The organism is Stenotrophomonas sp. (genome assembly GCF_032056425.1).
GTDB lineage: Bacteria > Pseudomonadota > Gammaproteobacteria > Xanthomonadales > Xanthomonadaceae > Stenotrophomonas.
Window position 1 is genome coordinate 37,481 of record NZ_DAMBCN010000020.1, and the last position, 15,379, is coordinate 52,859.

The window sequence follows — 15,379 nt, forward strand, 5'->3', positions numbered from 1 at the left end:
TCACCGGATCAGGCGGCTAGGTGATCAGAAGCGGTAACGGCCCTGCACATAGAACGTGCGCGGTGCGGCCACCATGCGCCCGGCATTGCCGTCAACGTTGCGGGTGTACCAGCGCTTGTCGGCCAGGTTGTTCACGCCCAGTGCAATCTCGCTTTCGCCCAGCCCCGGCACCTGCCAGGCCACCTGCGCGTTCCACAGACGCACACCGGGCACACGGCCCACACGCGCATCGGCGCTCTCGGCCCAGGTGTTGGCGGCGTCGGAGAACTGGCCGCTCTGGTGGGTGCTGGACAGGTTGAAGGTCCAGCTTGCCAGCGCGTAGCGGGCGCCCACGCTGTCGGTGTCGCGCGAATAGAACGGCACGTCCAGGCCGTGGTTGTCGCCGGACTGCTGGATCGCCTTGGTCCAGGTGTAGTTCGCGTACAGCTCCAGGCCGGCCAGTGCGCTGTCCTCGGCGAACTGGTAGGCCAGCGCGCTTTCCACGCCCTTGTGGTCGGTGGCGCCGATGTTCTGGAAGGTGGCCGGGGTGATGCCCGGTACCTGCAGGATCTGGTTGTCGAAGCGCATCTTGAACACGGTCACTTCCGCGCGCAGCGCGCCATCCTGCCAGCGCGCACCCAGTTCGGTGGTCTTGGCCACTTCCGGGTTCAGCGGGTTGCTGGCGGTCTGCGAGTTCAGCTGGATGTTCTGCACCGGCCCGAAGGAGGTGGTGTAGTTGCCGAACACGGTCAGCTGCGGGGTCAGCAGGTAGGCGATGTTCAGCGACGGCAGCGCCTTGTCGTTGCGGCTGCTGAAGGTGGCGGTGCCACTGGCCTGGCGGCGGTCCATGTCGATCCACTCCATGCGCACGCCCGGGGTGATGCGCCACTGGCCCACGGCGATGCGGTCGTCGATGTAGAACGAATGCGCGTCGGTGGCGTTGTTGAAGCGGGTGGTGGCACTTTCCGCGCCGGTGCGGCGGGTGATGGTGTAACTGCGATCGTTGCCACGCTCGCGCAGGAAGCGGTAGCCGGCGGTGACGTCATGCACGGTGCTGCCCCAGTGCAGGCGCTGGGTGTAGCGCGGCTCGATGCCCAGCACGCGGTAGTCGCGCGGCTGCACGGTGATCTGCGTGTTGGCGGCGTTGATGAGCGCGCTGGCGCGGTTGCTTTCGTTGTAGTACGCCAGCACTTCGAACTCGCTGCTGTCGGACAGCGTATTGGTGTAGCCCAGGTCGATGCCGGCGCGGTGGCCCTTCCAGAAATCGGTCGGGCGGGTGTTCTGGAACGGGTCGGCTTCGTACTGGGCGCGGGTCAGGCCACCGGGGGTGAGCGAGCGCACGTTGTAGTACGACAGCTTCGCGCGCAGCTGCTGGCGCGCGTCCAGCGCATAGGCGAACTTCAGCGCCAGATCGTCGAAACGGTCGTCGCTGCCCTGGCGCCAGCCACGGCCATCCTGGCCGGAATACAGCAGGGCCATGCCCAGCCCGTTGTCTGCGGTGCCGCCCAGGAAGGCGTTGTACTGGGTGCTGTCACCGCCGCCGTGGTCGTTGGCGCTGTAGCGCACCCCGGCCTCGCCGTGCAGGCCGGCTTCGGTGGGAATGGCGCGGGTGCTGAAGTTGATGATGCCGCCCACGTTCTGCGGCCCGTAGCGCACCGCGCCGCCGCCACGCACCACGTCGATCGCTTCGATGTTGGACAGGCTGGCCGGGGCAAAGGAGAGCTGCGGTTGGCCGTACGGCGCCACCGCCAGCGGTACGCCGTCCAGCAGCACGGTGGAGCGCGGCGAGTAACGGCCAGTCAGGCCGCGCACGCCGATGTTCAGCGATATCGAACTGCCGGCGGTGCCGGAATTGTCGGTCACCTGCACGCCGGGAATGCGGCGCATGGCATCGCCGATGCTGGCCGCGCCGCTGGCGTCGATGCTCTGCCGGTCGACCACGGTGCGGGCGCCGGCGAAGCGCTTGACGCTGTCGTGCAGGCCGGTGCCCAGCCAGCTGCCAGAGACCTGGATGCTGTCCAGGGTGGTGGCGCTGTCCTGCGCCTGGGCGGTGGCAGTCAGGCACAGGGCAAGGGCGGCGGCCAGCGGCAGGCGCGCGCCGGGGCGCAGGGTAGGGGTAGGCATCGGGGCAGGTCAGGAAGGGTGGTAAATGAGAATGATTGCTGATTGGTTGCAGGAAGGGAATCGCCCGCGGTTCAGTGCCGTGGCCCCGGTGCTAAAGTGCTGGGCTGCTTCCTGATACCGCGAGAATTGCATGTCCAACGCCGCCTTCTACCCCGTCGGAACCCCTGGCCAGCCGTGGGGCCCGGCCGAGCGTGCGCAGTGGCAGGCGCGCCAGCAGCGCCTGCGCCGCTACGACCAGGACGTGCTGCCGCGCATCGAGGCCCTGGCCGACCGCTTCGACAAGGTGGCCTATGGCCAGCTGGACTTCGCCGGCGAGACCTACACCCTGTACGCCCTGCGCAGCCGCGACTGGAACCCGGCGCTGCCGGCCGTGCTGGTCACCGGCGGCGTGCACGGCTACGAAACCAGCGGGGTGATGGGCGCGCTGGAGTTTCTGGAACAGCAGTCCGCGCGCTACGCCGGCCAGGCCAATGTGCTGGTGGCCCCGTGCGTGAACCCGTGGGGCTACGAGCGCATCAACCGCTGGAACCATGATGCGATTGACCCGAACCGCAACTTCCGCGCCGACGGTCCGGCCCGCGAATCGACCGCGCTGATCGAGCTGATCGCCCCGTACAAGGGCCAGTTTGCGCTGCACATCGACCTGCACGAAACCACCGACAGCGACGAGAGCGAGTTCCGCCCGGCGCTGGCCGCGCGCGATGGCAAGCCGTTCGAGCCGGGCCTGATTCCCGATGGTTTCTACCTGGTCGATGACAGCGAGAACCCGCAGCCGGCGTTCCAGCAGGCGGTGATCGCCGCGGTGGAGCAGGTGACCCACATCGCCCCGGCCGACGACAAGGGCGAGATCATCGGTTCGCCGGTGGTGGCGCACGGGGTGATCGAGTACCCGCTGGTGAAGCTGGGCCTGTGCGCGGGCATCACCGGGGCGACGTACACCACCACCACCGAGGTCTACCCCGACAGCCCACGCGCCACGCCGCAGCAGTGCAACGACGCGCAGGTGGCGGCGGTGTGTTCGGCGCTGGAGTACGCGCTGGCGCATCGTTGATGCGGGGTGGTCATCCACGCGTGGCGTGGATCTACTGGCAGATGGGCTGAGCCGCGCGCGCGATAGCACGGCCGGCCTGTCCCCCCGCTGTCATCGCGCGGGGGCACTTCATGTGGCGTCCACTGCGGTTCAGCCAGACTCGGCCGGCTCATTCTTTGATCGACCGGAGACCGCCGCCCCATGGAAGCACTGGAGCCGCAACCTTCCCCGGTGCGCACCCTGCGGCCTGTGTTCGCCTTCGCGGCGATCGTTGTCGTGGCGTTCGCGCTGTTTGTCAGCCTGTTCCCGCTGGGCGCCGGCCGCCTGCTGGTAAAGGCCCAGGACTGGGCCGCACTGAATGTGGGGTGGTACTACCTGCTGGCCATGACCCTGTATCTGGTGTTCGTGGTCGGGGTGGCGCTGTCCCGCTATGGCGGCATCAAGCTGGGCGCCGACCATGACGAACCCGAGTTCAGTTATCTGTCCTGGGCCGGCATGCTGTTCGCCGCCGGCATCAGCATCACCCTGTTCTTCTTCTGCGTCTCCGAACCGCTGACCCACTACCTGCAGCCGCCGCAGGGCAAGGCCGCCGCCGGCGAGGCCGGTGCGCGCCAGGCCATGCAGCTGCTGTTCCTGCATTGGGGCCTGCATGGCTGGGGCGTGTTCGCCCTGGCGGCGATGGCGATGGCCTATTTCGCTTACCGGCACAACCTGCCGCTGGCGCTGCGCTCGGCGCTGTACCCGCTCATCGGCAAGCGCATCAACGGCCCCATCGGCTACACCGTGGATGCGCTGGGTATCGTCGCCACTGTGTTCGGCATCGGTGCCGACATGGGCTTTGGCGTGCTGCACCTCAACGCCGGCCTGACCCATCTGTTCAACGTGCCGCATTCCAACCTGGTGCAGATCCTGCTGGTGGTGGCGATGATGGGTGCGGCGGTGGTGGTGGCCGTGTCCGGGGTGGAAAAGGGCGTGCGCTGGATGGCCAACATCAACATGCTGCTGGCCATCGCCCTGGTGCTGTTCATGCTGTGCGCCGGCCCCACGCAGTACCTGCTGAGCACGCTGATGCAGAACCTGGGCGACTACCTGGGCAGCGTGGTCGGCAAGAGTTTCGATGTCTATGCCTACGGCGGGCGGCCGGAATGGCTGGGCGGCTGGACGGTGTTCTATTGGGCCTGGTGGATCGGCTGGGCGCCGTTTGTGGGCCTGTTCATCGCACGCATCTCGCGCGGGCGCACCATCCGTGAGTTCGTGTTCGGTGTGCTGTTGATCCCGCTGGGGTTCACCCTGGCGTGGTTGTCGATCTTCGGCAACAGTGCGCTGGACCAGGTGCTGCACCACGGCCAGCAGCAACTGGCGCAGCTGGCCGTGGACGATCCGCCCACGGTGCTGTACGCGCTGCTGGACGGCTACCCGTGGAGCCGCGTGGTGATCGCAGTGACCGTGCTGGTCAGCTTCATCTTCTTCGTGACCTCGGCTGATTCCGGTGCGGTGGTGTTGTCCACGCTGTCTTCGCATGGTGGCGCGCCGGAAGACGACGGTCCGCGCTGGTTGCGCGTGTTCTGGGGCACGGTGATCGCGGTGCTGACCGCCGGCCTGCTGCTGGCCGGCAGCATCGACGCGTTGAAGTCTGCGGTGGTGCTGGCCTCGTTGCCGTTCTCGGCCGTGCTGTTGTTGATGATGTGGGGGCTGACCCGCGCTTTCAGTGACGAATCACACCGCGAGCGGGCGCAGCAGTTCCGGCCGTCGCCGTTGATTGGCGATGACCGCCACCACCAGGGCTGGCGTCAGCGCCTGAGCCAGGCCATGCATTTCCCGGTACGCGACCAGGTGTATCGCTTCATGGATGACACGGTGAAGCCGGCGATGGAAGCGGTGGCCGAACAGTTGAGCGGGCAGGGCTGGGAGGTCAGCACGCGCTTCGAGGCCGGCGACATGGAGTTGTCGGTCAATCACGGCGAGCAGCAGGATTTCCTGTATCGGGTGATTCTCAGCGGCTACCTGACGCCATCGTTCGCCGCGCAGCAGCTGCGCAACCAGCGCTATTACCGCGCCGAAGTGCATCTGTTTGAAGGCAGCCAGGATTACGACCTGGTGGGATACAGCCGCAAGCAGATCATCAACGACATCATCAGCCAGTACGAACGGCACCTGCAGTTCCTGCATCTGAGCCGGTGATGGAGGGCGCGCCGGGCATGGCCCGGCGCTACCGGTGTGCATGATGCCTGGTAGAGTCGAGCTTGCTCGACTGTTTTTGGCAAAGGCAGTCGAGCAAGCTCGACTCTACCGCGCTCCTCGCGGCCCGGCGTTACCGGTGATGCGCGAACGCCGGGCATGGCCCGGCGCTACCTTGGGTCAGGGGCGCAGCAACACCTTGCCCACTCTGCCGGGTTTGCCGCTGGCGTCAACCGCGGCGGCTACGTCCTCCAGCGCGAAGACACCTTCCACCGGCAGCTTCAGTTCGCCGCTGGCCGCGCGCTGCAGCAGTTCGCCCACCAGCCGGCGCTTGTCTTCCACCGCCATCGCCTGGCTGACCTTGCTGCCCCAGAAGCCCTTCACCGTGGCCTGCTTGAAGATCACATCGCCTGACGAAATCTGCATCGGTTCGCCGGTCATCGAACCGAACGACACCAGGGTGCCGCCGTCGCCGAGCAGGCCCACCAGGTCGCCAGCCGCCGTGCCACCCACCGAATCGACCGCGGCAGTGGCACCGGCTTCGCCCAGCACCGCGCGCACGGCATCCTTCCAACCATCGCTGGCGGTGGAGAACACATGGGCGATGCCCAGCGCGGCCATCTCCTGCACGCCGGCATCGCGTCGCACCAGGTTCACCACCGGAATGCCGCGCGCGGCGGCCAGCATTGCCAGGGTCTTGCCCACCGCGCCATTGGCGGTGTTCTGCACGATCCACTGGCCCGGCTCCACCTGCAGGTACTCCAGCAGCATCAGCGCACTCAACGGCATGGCGATCAACTGCGCGGCGGTTTCATCGGCGATGGCCTCGGGCATCGGAATGACCATGCGCGCCGGGGCGATGAACGCTTCGGACCAGGTGCCGTGCACCGACGCGGCGGCCACGCGCTGGCCGATCTGCAGGCCTTGTACGCCGTCACCCAGCGCGTCGATGGTGCCCAGCCCTTCGCTGCCACCAATGGCCGGCAGCGTCGGCTTGTAGCCGTACTGCCCGCGCACGGTCCACAGATCGTGGTTGTGGATCGGCGCCAGCACGGTGCGGATGCGCACCTCGCCGGGGCCGGGAACCGGCAGGTCGGTGTCACCGGCGGCCAGTACTGAGGCCGGATCGCCGAAGGAAGAGTGCAGGGCTGCGCGCATGGGGAAGGTCCTGTGGAAAGAGGAATCTGATGTGGGGCCAACGTCTGGTGCAACAAGCGTTGACAGGTGCAACACCGTATCCTGCGACCATTCGTCGCGACGCGATGTGATTACCGCATCTTGTGTTGACGATCGGCAATATCCCCACTATGTTGTGGCCGTCACTCCCGGTCAGCCGCCGCCGCCGGACGATGCAACACACGTCCCGCGGCCCGTCCCTGATGGCTTGCCGTGTCGACGCGGCCGCCTTCGTGCGGACCCAGGTCGTCCCCACGGTCCGGATACCGGCCGCAGGCGCAGGCACATGCCGACGATCTGGTGTTCCCGCGCATGGGCATCCCCAACCGACAGCCCCGTACGCCGGTATCGCGTGCTGGGCCGCCATGGCGCTGCACGTTGCATGCGTGCCGGCCTGGAGACGCACCACCATGAACGACACAACCTACCGCACGGCCGATCTGGCCGGCGCCGGCGAAGCCTTGCTTGCAGGCGGCGAGCGCGTACCGACTTGGATCAGCAAGGAAGCCGGCAATCGCCGCCTGCCGTTCGATGCCGAGCGCCTGCAGCGCAGCATCGACAGCATCCACGCCGAGTTCCCGCATCTGGACGTGGCCGACTACCGGCGCGTGGTCCAGGCCATGGTCGAGCGCAAGCCCAGCATCAGCGCAGACGATCTGGTCGACCTGCTGATCCGCGAGGCGGAATCGCGCGTGGACTTGACCGCACCGGAATGGGAGCAGTTCGCCGCACGCCTGTACCTTCGCCGCCTGTACAAGCGCGCCAGCCGCAACCGTTTCTACGATGTAGCGCTGAAGTACGGGTCCTTCGTCGGCCTGCAGGAGAGCCTGGCCGACCGCGGCGTGTACAGCAACGATGTGCTGCGCTGCTATTCGAAGGAAGAACTGCAGCAGGCCGGGCAGATGATCGATCCGGAGCGCGACCGCCTGTTCGCTTACAACGGCCTGTATCTGCTTGCCACGCGCTATCTCGCCACCGACCGCACGCGAGAGGTGTATGAACTGCCGCAGGAGCGCTGGCTGACCATCGCCCTGTACCTGATGCAGGATGAAAAGCCACGCGAGCGGCGCATGCAGCTGGTAGGCGAGGCCTACTGGGCGCTGTCGAACCTGTACATGACCGTGGCCACGCCCACCCTGGCCAACGCCGGCAAGGTCGGCGGCCAGCTCTCCAGCTGCTTCATCGATACGGTGGATGACAGCCTGCAGGGCATCTATGACTCCAACACCGATATCGCCCGTGTGTCCAAGCATGGCGGCGGCGTCGGTGCGTACCTGGGCTACGTGCGCAGCAGCGGCGCGCCGATCCGGGGCGTGCCCAACTCCTCCGGCGGCGTGGTGCCGTGGATCAAGCAGCTCAACAACACCGCCGTGTCGGTGGACCAGCTCGGCCAGCGCAAGGGCGCGGTGGCGGTCTACCTGGATATCTGGCATCGCGATATCGAAGCCTTCCTGGACCTGCGCCTGAACAATGGCGACCAGCGCCTGCGCGCGCACGACGTGTTCACCGCCGTGTGCGTGCCGGATCTGTTCATGGAAGCGGTGGAGCGCCGCGCCGACTGGTACCTGTTCGACCCGCACGAAGTGAAGCAGGCCAAGGGCTGGTACCTGCAGGATTTCTACGACGAGCAGCGCGGGCAGGGCAGCTTCCGCGACCATTATGCCGAACTGGTGGCCGACGAACGCATCAGCCGGCGCACGGTCAAGGCCATCGATCTGTTCAAGCGCATCATGCTCAGCCAGCTGGAGACCGGCAACCCGTTCCTGTTCTACCGCGATGAGGTGAACCGGAAGAATCCCAACAAACACGCGGGCATGGTCTATTCCAGCAACCTGTGCACCGAGATACTGCAGAACATGAGCCCCACCCGGATGATCCAGGAGATCGTCAGCGGTGACCAGATCGTGACCACGCGCAGGGCAGGGGATTTCGTGGTCTGCAACCTGTCCTCCATCAACCTGGGCAGGGCGATCACTGCGCCGGATGATCTGCTGGCCAGTGACGTGCTGGAGCGATTGATTCCGATCCAGGTGCGCATGCTGGACAACGTGATCGATCTCAATGCCCTGCCGGTGCCGCAGGCCACCATCACCAACCGCAAGTACCGGGCAATCGGCCTGGGCACCTTCGGCTGGCACCACCTGCTGGCCCAGCAGGGCGTGCACTGGGAATCGCCGCAGGCCGAGGCGCTGTCGGACAGCCTGTTCGAGCGCATCAACTTCCTCACCATCCAGGCCAGCGCCGCGCTGGCGCAGGAGAAGGGCAGCTACCCGATGTTCGCCGGCAGCGACTGGCAGACCGGTCGCTACTTCCGTGACCGCCAGTACGCCGGCGAAGGCTGGGATGCGCTGGCCCAGACCGTGGCTACGCAGGGCCTGCGCAACGGCTGGCTGCTGGCCGTTGCGCCGAACATGAGCACCGCGCAGATTGCCGGCTCCACCGCGTCGATCGACCCGATCTACAGCGCGTTTTACTACGAAGAGAAGAAGGACTTCCGCCGACCGGTGGCCGCGCCGGGGCTGTCACTGGACACCTGGCCGTACTACGAAAAGGGCGCCTACAAGGTCGACCAGTTCGCCAGCGTGCGGCAGAACGCGCGCCGCCAGCGCCATGTGGACCAGGCCATCAGCTTCAACCTGTACGTGCCCAGCAGCATCCGCGCCAGCACCCTGCTGGACCTGCACCTGAGCGCCTGGCGCCTGGGCCTGAAGACCACCTACTACGTGCGCTCCAACGACATCGACGTGAGCGAATGCGAGTGGTGCTCCAGCTGACCGGCGGGCTTCAGCCGCGGTAGCGCCCGGCCACGCCCGGCGAGCGCATCGCGCGGCCATCGCACATTCCGCCGGGCATGGCCCGGCGCTACTTCTGCAGGAACGACCATGGCAACCCCGCTCGACCGCATCAAGATCCTCGAACCCCGCCACCCCAACCGCAGCACCGGCATCATCAACGGGCGCACCAGCGGCATCCTGAACTGGAACGACATTCCGTACCCGTCGTTCTATCGCGCCTACAAGGAGCTCTCCACCAACTTCTGGATTCCCGACGAGGTGGACATGAAGCTGGACGCGCGCCAGTACGGCGAACTGTCCGGGCGCGAGAAGAACGCCTACGACTCGATCATCGGCCTGCTGGCCACGCTGGATTCCCCGCAGACGCGCTTCATCTACAACGTGGCCGAGTACATCACCGACCCGGCCGCGCATGCCAATGCGGCCATCATCGGCCAGCAGGAAGTGATCCACAACGAGAGCTACAGCTACGTGCTGGCCTCGATCACCGATCTGCCCAACCAGAACCGCATCTTCGAGATCGCCCGTACCCACCCGACCATCATCAAGCGCAACGCACCGATCATGGGTGCGTATGACGATTTCATGCGCGAGAAGACCGCCGAGACCCTGCTGAAATCCCTCATCCAGTCGTCAATCCTGGAGGGCATCAACTTCTATTCCGGGTTCGCGTACTTCTACAACATGGTGCGGCAGAACCGGATGAACGGCACCGGCAAGATCATCAGCTTCATCAACCGCGACGAACTGGCCCACACCAAATTCATCAGCGAATTGATCCGCGCCATCATCGGCGAGAACCCGGAACTGCAGACCCAGCAGCTGAGCGACTACGTGCATGGCGCCTTCCAGCACGCCATCGAGCTGGAAACCCAATGGTCCAGCGAGGTGCTTGATGGCATCGACGGCATCGACGTGGACGAAATGGTGCGCTACGTGAAGTACCGGGCCAATAAGATGGCCGGCATGCTGGGCATCGAACGGCTGTACAGCGATACCACCGACAACGTGATGCCCTGGATCAAGGCCTACGCGGACAACTTCACCGAAACCAAGACCGACTTCTTTGAGATGCGCAATGCAAGTTACAAGAAGACCAACGTCGACAACGGTTTCGACGATCTGTGAGACGGGTGTGGCGCTGCGCATCCTGCTGGTGGTGGCGTCGCTGAGCGGCAATACCCGCGAGCTGGGTCGCTACATCCGCGCGCGTTGCCAGGCGGCCGGGCATGCGGTGCATTGGCAGGAAGCTGATGACCTGCGTTCTGCCGCCCCACTGGCCGCCGATGAGGCCGACCTGGTGCTGCTGGGCAGCTGGACCGACAACGCCGGGCGCACGCCCGCGGAGATGAAGGCCTGGGTGGCCGGTATCGCCCAGCGCGGCCAGTACCCGCGACAGCTGGCGGTGTTCGGGACCGGCGAAACGCAGTGGGGGCAGGAGTACTACTGCGGCGCCGTGCACCGGCTGATCCGCTACTTCAACAGCGGCTACCCGCCGCTGGAGATCGAACAGATGCCGCACGGCGCACGCGATGCCGCGGCCATCGACGCTTGGACCGATGCGGTCCTGGCCCATTACTGGAGCAACCACGATGCAGATCATCGACGCCACCACGCCTGAGCAGTTCCAGCAGCTGCTGGCCGAGCACCCGCGGGTGCTGGTGGATTTCCACAAGGACCAGTGCCCGGGGTGCCGCATGCTGGACATGTCGCTGCATCGGGTGGCCACCAGCGCGGCCGGGCAGGGCACCACCCTGTTGCGGGTGCAGCTGGAAGCGGTGGGCGAAGCGTTCTTCCGCCAGTTGGGCCTGCGGCAGACGCCCACGCTGTGCTTGTTCCGTGACGGTGACGAGCAGGCACGGTTGGCCGGTTTCCAGTCACCGCAGCAGATTGAAGCGGCGATCGCACAGCATCTGTAACCCCGAAATGGGCGCCCCGCTTTTGTAGAGTCGAGCCATGCTCGACTGCCTTTCGCGCGATGGCCCATGAGTCGAGCATGGCTCGACTCTACAGGGGCATCACCCGCCGGCGAAGGTGTCCAGCAGCAGCTTCACGTTCAAGCCCACGATCAGCAGCGCAATCACCCACGCGGTGCTGCCCAGCCAGCGCGGCGCCACCAGCGCGCCCATCGTGGCCTTGTCGGTCACCAGCCGCACCAGCGGGATGATCGCGAACGGCAGCTGCATCGACAGCACCACCTGGCTCAACACCAGCAGTTTCACCGCGCCCTGGTCGCCAAACAGCACGATCACCACCACCACCGGAATGATCGCCAGCAGTCGGGTGATCAGCCGCCGCAGCCAAGGCGGCAGGCGCAGGCGCAGGAAGCCTTCCATCACGATCTGCCCGGCCAGGGTGGCGGTCACCGTGGAATTCAGCCCCGAGGCAAGCAGGGCCACGGCGAACAGGGTCGATGCCAGGCCCACGCCCAGCATCGGTGCCAGCAGCTGGTGGGCCTGTTCGATGTCTTCCACATCCAGGCGGCCGTTGGCATGGAACACCGCCGCGGCCAGGATCAGGATGCTGGCGTTGATGAACAACGCCAGGGTCAGCGCGATGGTGCTGTCGGTCACCGCCCAGCGCAGCGCACTGCGGCGCCCCTCATCGGTGCGTGGATAAGCACGGGTCTGCACGATGGACGAATGCAGATAGAGGTTGTGCGGCATCACCGTGGCGCCGATGATGCCGATGGCGATGTACAGCGCGTGCGGATCGGTCACCACCTGCGCGCGCGGAATGAAGCCGCCGAGTACCTCCATTACCGGGGGCGCGGCCAGTGCGATCTGCACCAGGAAGCAGCCGAAGATGATCATCAGCAGGGCGATGACGAAGGCTTCCAGGGCGCGGAAGCCACGATTCATCAACAGCAGCACCAGCAGCGTGTCCACCGCGGTGATCACCGCACCCCACAGCAGCGGCAGATCGAACAGCAGCTTCAGAGCGATGGCGGTGCCGATCACCTCGGCCAGGTCGCAGGCGATGATCGCCGCCTCGCACAGCGCCCACAGTGCCAGGTTCACCGGCTTGGGGTAACGCGCGCGGCAGGCCTGGGCCAGGTCCATGCCGGTGGCGATGCCCAACCGCGCTGACAGCGCCTGCAGGATGACCGCCATCAGGTTGGAGATCAGGATGACCGACAGCAGCAGGTAGCCGAAGCGCGAGCCGCCGGCCAGGTCGGTGGCCCAGTTGCCCGGGTCCATGTAACCGACCGACACCATGTAGCCGGGGCCGATGAAGGCCAGCAGGCGGAACCACCAATGGCCCTTGTCGGGCACGGCCACCGACGCGTTGAGCGCGCCCAGGCTGGCCGCAGGGGCGGCCGGGGAGTCGGTTTGCGCGACGGTGCTCATGGGCGCAATATAGCCACTGCTATATCGAATAGCAATGTGAAACAATCGTCTTTGCCGTGTCACTGGTCCAGAATTCAGCTTCGAATACAGGCATGACTGGAAGGGTGGGCAGACGCGTGCGCAGGAAGGACGATCCGACAACGGCAAAAGCCACTCCCTTGATCGAGGCCGAGCGCCAGGTCGAGAGCTTCCGCCAGGTGCGCGAGGCGCACCGGATGGAGCTGGTGGAAGACTATGTCGAATTGATTTCCGACCTGTTGGCCGATGGCGGTGAAGCCCGCCAGGTCGACATCGCCACCCGCCTGGGCGTGGCCCAGCCCACCGTGGCCAAGATGCTGCGTCGTCTGGCCCGCGATGGCTGGGTAGTACAGCGGCCGTACCGTGGCGTGTTCCTGACTCCGGAAGGTGAGGCCCTGGCCCACGCCAGCCGCCAGCGCCACCAGACCGTGGAGCGTTTCCTGCTGGCGCTGGGTGTAGACCCGGATACTGCACGGCGCGATGCCGAGGGCATCGAACACCATGTAAGCGAACAGACCCTGGCACTGTTCGAAGCGTTCGTGCGCAAGACCGAGGGGTGAGGTCTGTGGCAGGGCTTGCAGCCCTGCACCTGCCGAATCAACGTCAACAGCAACCTCAAAAGCCGGCATTCCGTGGGATGGCGGGGTGGGTCCGGTTGAGGGGGACGCTGCAAGTACATCCATGTAAGCTCGGTCGCCGCATCCATGCGGCTCACGCCCCCTCAACCGGACCCACCCCGCCTTCGACAGTTTTCTGCGACCTGTGGGAACTGTGCTCTGCTATGGCGGGTGTCGACCTTGGTCGACACAGTAGATCCACGCCATGCGTGGATGAATTCATTCGATATCTGACAGATTTCATCCACGCATGGCGTGGACCTACTGGCCGCCGGCCGACCCCGACACTTACCGGCCGCGGCGGAATGCGGCCGGGCTGCGGGCGCCGACGATGATCATGCGGATCATCGTGGAAATCTGTTCGATCAGTTCGGGGTCTTTTTCCGGCGGCAGGTCCATGGCGGTGGCGCCCATGGCGAACACCAACCGGGTGATGGCGGTGGCCACCAGTTCCGGCTTGTACAGCTTGGCGCCGTCCAGCGCGGCCAGGCGTACCAGGTCGTGCTGCAGCTCTTCTTCGAAGTAGTGCAGCTCGCGTTCCACCGCGTGCTTGAAATCGTCCGACCCCACTGCGCCCTCGCGCAGCAGCACGTGCAGCAGCTTGTCGTCGGCGCGCAGCTGTTCCATGAACGTTTCCACCGACACCCGTACCACGCTGGTCGCGCTGGAGGTGGCGCGCTGGCGCGCCTCACCGATGATGGTGCGCAGCGAGCGCCCGGCCACGTCGATCAGCGCCACGGCCAGTTCGTCCATGTCGCGGAACTGGCGGTAGAAGCTGTTGGGCGCAATGCCGGCTTCGCGTGCCACTTCGCGCAGGCTGAGCGTGGACAGGCTGCGGTGCGGGCCAATCAGTTTCAGCGCGGCGGCCAATAGATCTTCGCGGCTCACCGTGCGGCGGGCCGGGCTGTTGGCATCTTCGGGCGGCGTCAGGGCGGTGGCAGCGGCCATGGGACTTCCGTAGGAACAAGGCTGAATCATACCCAATCCGGTTCAATATACACATGTATACACAGGTGTATGTGCGCCCGTATAGTGGCCCCATGAGCGCTGTCATCCGTCCGTCCCTGTTCTCCCCGTATCGCTGGCTGTCGCCGTCGCTGTTCGATTTCTGGGCCGGCCAGCTGAATCCGCTGTGGACCCTGCGCGAGCCGCTGGCCCGCCTGGTCCGGCGTGAACCGGCCGGGGAGGGCGCCACGACCCTGGTGCTGCGCTGCAACCGGCACTGGAAGGGCATGCGCGCCGGCCAGCACGTCACCCTTGGCGTGGAGCTGGGCGGGCGCATCCTGCGCCGCAGCTACAGCCCGACCGTGATCGGGCGCCGCGAGCTGGCCATTACGGTCAAGGGCGTGGAAGGCGGCGTGGTCAGCCAGCATCTGCTGCAGCACGCGCGGCCGGGCGATCTGTTCCGCCTGGACGCCGCCTTCGGTGATTTCCACATGCCTGCCGCGGCGCCGGTGCTGCTGCTGGCCGCCGGCAGCGGCATCACCCCCATGCGCAGCCTGCTGCGCGAGGCCTGCCAGCGCCCGCTGGCGGCACCGGTGGACCTGTTCTACTGGGAACGTACCGCTGCAGCCCAGCAGTTCCGTGACGAACTGCTGGCGCTGGCCGCGGCAACCCCGAACCTGCGCGTGCACCTGCTGACTACCCGCGAGGGTGAGGCTCCGGCTGCGCGCATCGATCGCCACACCTTGATGGTGCCCGGCGATGACACCCCGCTGGCCCAGCGCCATGTACTGGCCTGCGGCCCGGACGGTTTCGTCGCCGCCGCGCGTGCGCGCCTGGCCCACCAGGTGGCCGGCTTCCAGGCCGAGGCCTTCACCCCGCCGGCGCCGATCACCGGTGCCGACAGCGAAGGCGAAGTGGCCCTGACCCTGGCCCGCAGTGGCCGCCAGCTGAAAGTACCGCGCAACCGCTCGCTGCTGGAAAGCCTGGAAGCGCAGGGCATCAAGCCCAAGCACGGCTGCCGCATGGGCATCTGCAATACCTGCACCTGCGAAGGCGTCAGTGGCGGCACCCGCCACCTGCGCACCGGCGAAACCCAGTCTGGCCCGGCCGCACCGGTACGGATCTGCGTGAGTGCGCCGACCACCGACCTGACTTTGGATCTCTGAG

Annotated in this window: 12 protein-coding genes; 8 read left to right on the plus strand and 4 right to left on the minus strand. The window is 66.3% G+C overall.

The genetic code is table 11. The features are described 5' to 3' along the window. Window positions 1-24: 24 nt before the first annotated feature. Window positions 25-2,103, minus strand: a complete 2,079-nt coding sequence (locus RTY46_RS13740; protein ID WP_312709012.1) for a TonB-dependent siderophore receptor — start codon at window positions 2,101-2,103, stop codon at window positions 25-27. A 130-nt stretch (window positions 2,104-2,233) separates the two neighbouring features. Here RTY46_RS13740 and RTY46_RS13745 point away from each other — a divergent pair, with 130 nt between their 5' ends. Together RTY46_RS13745 and betT are read left to right on the plus strand one after the other, a co-directional pair. Further along, window positions 2,234-3,154, plus strand: coding sequence for a M14 family metallocarboxypeptidase (locus tag RTY46_RS13745; protein ID WP_312709014.1), 921 nt, complete (start codon window positions 2,234-2,236; stop codon window positions 3,152-3,154). A gap of 180 nt (window positions 3,155-3,334) precedes the next feature. Next, window positions 3,335-5,314 carry a choline BCCT transporter BetT gene (gene betT / locus RTY46_RS13750; protein ID WP_312709015.1) on the plus strand — a complete coding sequence of 660 codons (1,980 nt, stop codon included), beginning with the start codon at window positions 3,335-3,337 and terminating at the stop codon, window positions 5,312-5,314. Between the two features lie 177 nt (window positions 5,315-5,491). Here the strand turns inward: betT and RTY46_RS13755 are convergent, their stop codons facing one another. Then, the gene (locus RTY46_RS13755) at window positions 5,492-6,469 is read right to left on the minus strand and encodes a zinc-binding dehydrogenase (protein WP_312709017.1); all 978 of its coding nucleotides are present in this window, start codon (window positions 6,467-6,469) and stop codon (window positions 5,492-5,494) included. A gap of 428 nt (window positions 6,470-6,897) precedes the next feature. Here RTY46_RS13755 and RTY46_RS13760 point away from each other — a divergent pair, with 428 nt between their 5' ends. From RTY46_RS13760 to RTY46_RS13775, 4 genes are all read left to right on the plus strand, one after another. Then, window positions 6,898-9,261 (plus strand): ribonucleoside-diphosphate reductase subunit alpha, encoded by a 2,364-nt coding sequence (locus RTY46_RS13760; protein WP_312709020.1) that lies wholly within the window; start codon window positions 6,898-6,900, stop codon window positions 9,259-9,261. A gap of 108 nt (window positions 9,262-9,369) precedes the next feature. Continuing rightward, entirely contained in the window at window positions 9,370-10,410 is a 1,041-nt protein-coding gene (locus tag RTY46_RS13765; RefSeq protein ID WP_312709022.1) for a ribonucleotide-diphosphate reductase subunit beta, read from the plus strand. 13 nt (window positions 10,411-10,423) lie between these two features. Continuing rightward, window positions 10,424-10,903 carry a flavodoxin gene (locus RTY46_RS13770; protein WP_312709074.1) on the plus strand — a complete coding sequence of 160 codons (480 nt, stop codon included), beginning with the start codon at window positions 10,424-10,426 and terminating at the stop codon, window positions 10,901-10,903. After that, a complete protein-coding gene (locus tag RTY46_RS13775) occupies window positions 10,875-11,201 on the plus strand; it encodes a thioredoxin family protein (protein ID WP_312709023.1) in 327 nt (108 codons plus the stop codon). The genes RTY46_RS13770 and RTY46_RS13775 overlap by 29 nt, the downstream gene beginning before the upstream one ends. A gap of 99 nt (window positions 11,202-11,300) precedes the next feature. Here RTY46_RS13775 and RTY46_RS13780 read toward each other — a convergent pair whose 3' ends face one another. Next, the gene (locus RTY46_RS13780) at window positions 11,301-12,632 is read right to left on the minus strand and encodes an Nramp family divalent metal transporter (RefSeq protein WP_312709024.1); all 1,332 of its coding nucleotides are present in this window, start codon (window positions 12,630-12,632) and stop codon (window positions 11,301-11,303) included. Between the two features lie 116 nt (window positions 12,633-12,748). Here RTY46_RS13780 and mntR point away from each other — a divergent pair, with 116 nt between their 5' ends. Next, window positions 12,749-13,210 (plus strand): manganese-binding transcriptional regulator MntR, encoded by a 462-nt coding sequence (gene mntR, locus RTY46_RS13785; RefSeq protein ID WP_312709025.1) that lies wholly within the window; start codon window positions 12,749-12,751, stop codon window positions 13,208-13,210. Between the two features lie 345 nt (window positions 13,211-13,555). Here mntR and fabR read toward each other — a convergent pair whose 3' ends face one another. Then, entirely contained in the window at window positions 13,556-14,215 is a 660-nt protein-coding gene (fabR, locus tag RTY46_RS13790; RefSeq protein ID WP_108753290.1) for an HTH-type transcriptional repressor FabR, read from the minus strand. Window positions 14,216-14,307: 92 nt separating this feature from the next. Here fabR and RTY46_RS13795 point away from each other — a divergent pair, with 92 nt between their 5' ends. Further along, window positions 14,308-15,378, plus strand: a complete 1,071-nt coding sequence (locus tag RTY46_RS13795) for a ferredoxin reductase (protein ID WP_312709026.1) — start codon at window positions 14,308-14,310, stop codon at window positions 15,376-15,378. Window position 15,379: the final 1 nt, after the last annotated feature.

Bases quoted from the DNA above. Each gene is read 5' to 3' on its own strand.
- RTY46_RS13755 (WP_312709017.1), bottom strand. From the start codon at position 6,469: ATGCGCGCAGCCCTGCACTCTTCCTTCGGCGATCCGGCCTCAGTACTG.
- RTY46_RS13765 (WP_312709022.1), top strand. From the start codon at position 9,370: ATGGCAACCCCGCTCGACCGCATCAAGATCCTCGAACCCCGCCACCCC.
- RTY46_RS13780 (WP_312709024.1), bottom strand. From the start codon at position 12,632: ATGAGCACCGTCGCGCAAACCGACTCCCCGGCCGCCCCTGCGGCCAGC.
- RTY46_RS13795 (WP_312709026.1), top strand. From the start codon at position 14,308: ATGAGCGCTGTCATCCGTCCGTCCCTGTTCTCCCCGTATCGCTGGCTG.
- RTY46_RS13745 (WP_312709014.1), top strand. From the start codon at position 2,234: ATGTCCAACGCCGCCTTCTACCCCGTCGGAACCCCTGGCCAGCCGTGG.
- RTY46_RS13740 (WP_312709012.1), bottom strand. From the start codon at position 2,103: ATGCCTACCCCTACCCTGCGCCCCGGCGCGCGCCTGCCGCTGGCCGCC.
- betT (WP_312709015.1), top strand. From the start codon at position 3,335: ATGGAAGCACTGGAGCCGCAACCTTCCCCGGTGCGCACCCTGCGGCCT.
- RTY46_RS13760 (WP_312709020.1), top strand. From the start codon at position 6,898: ATGAACGACACAACCTACCGCACGGCCGATCTGGCCGGCGCCGGCGAA.
- RTY46_RS13775 (WP_312709023.1), top strand. From the start codon at position 10,875: ATGCAGATCATCGACGCCACCACGCCTGAGCAGTTCCAGCAGCTGCTG.
- fabR (WP_108753290.1), bottom strand. From the start codon at position 14,215: ATGGCCGCTGCCACCGCCCTGACGCCGCCCGAAGATGCCAACAGCCCG.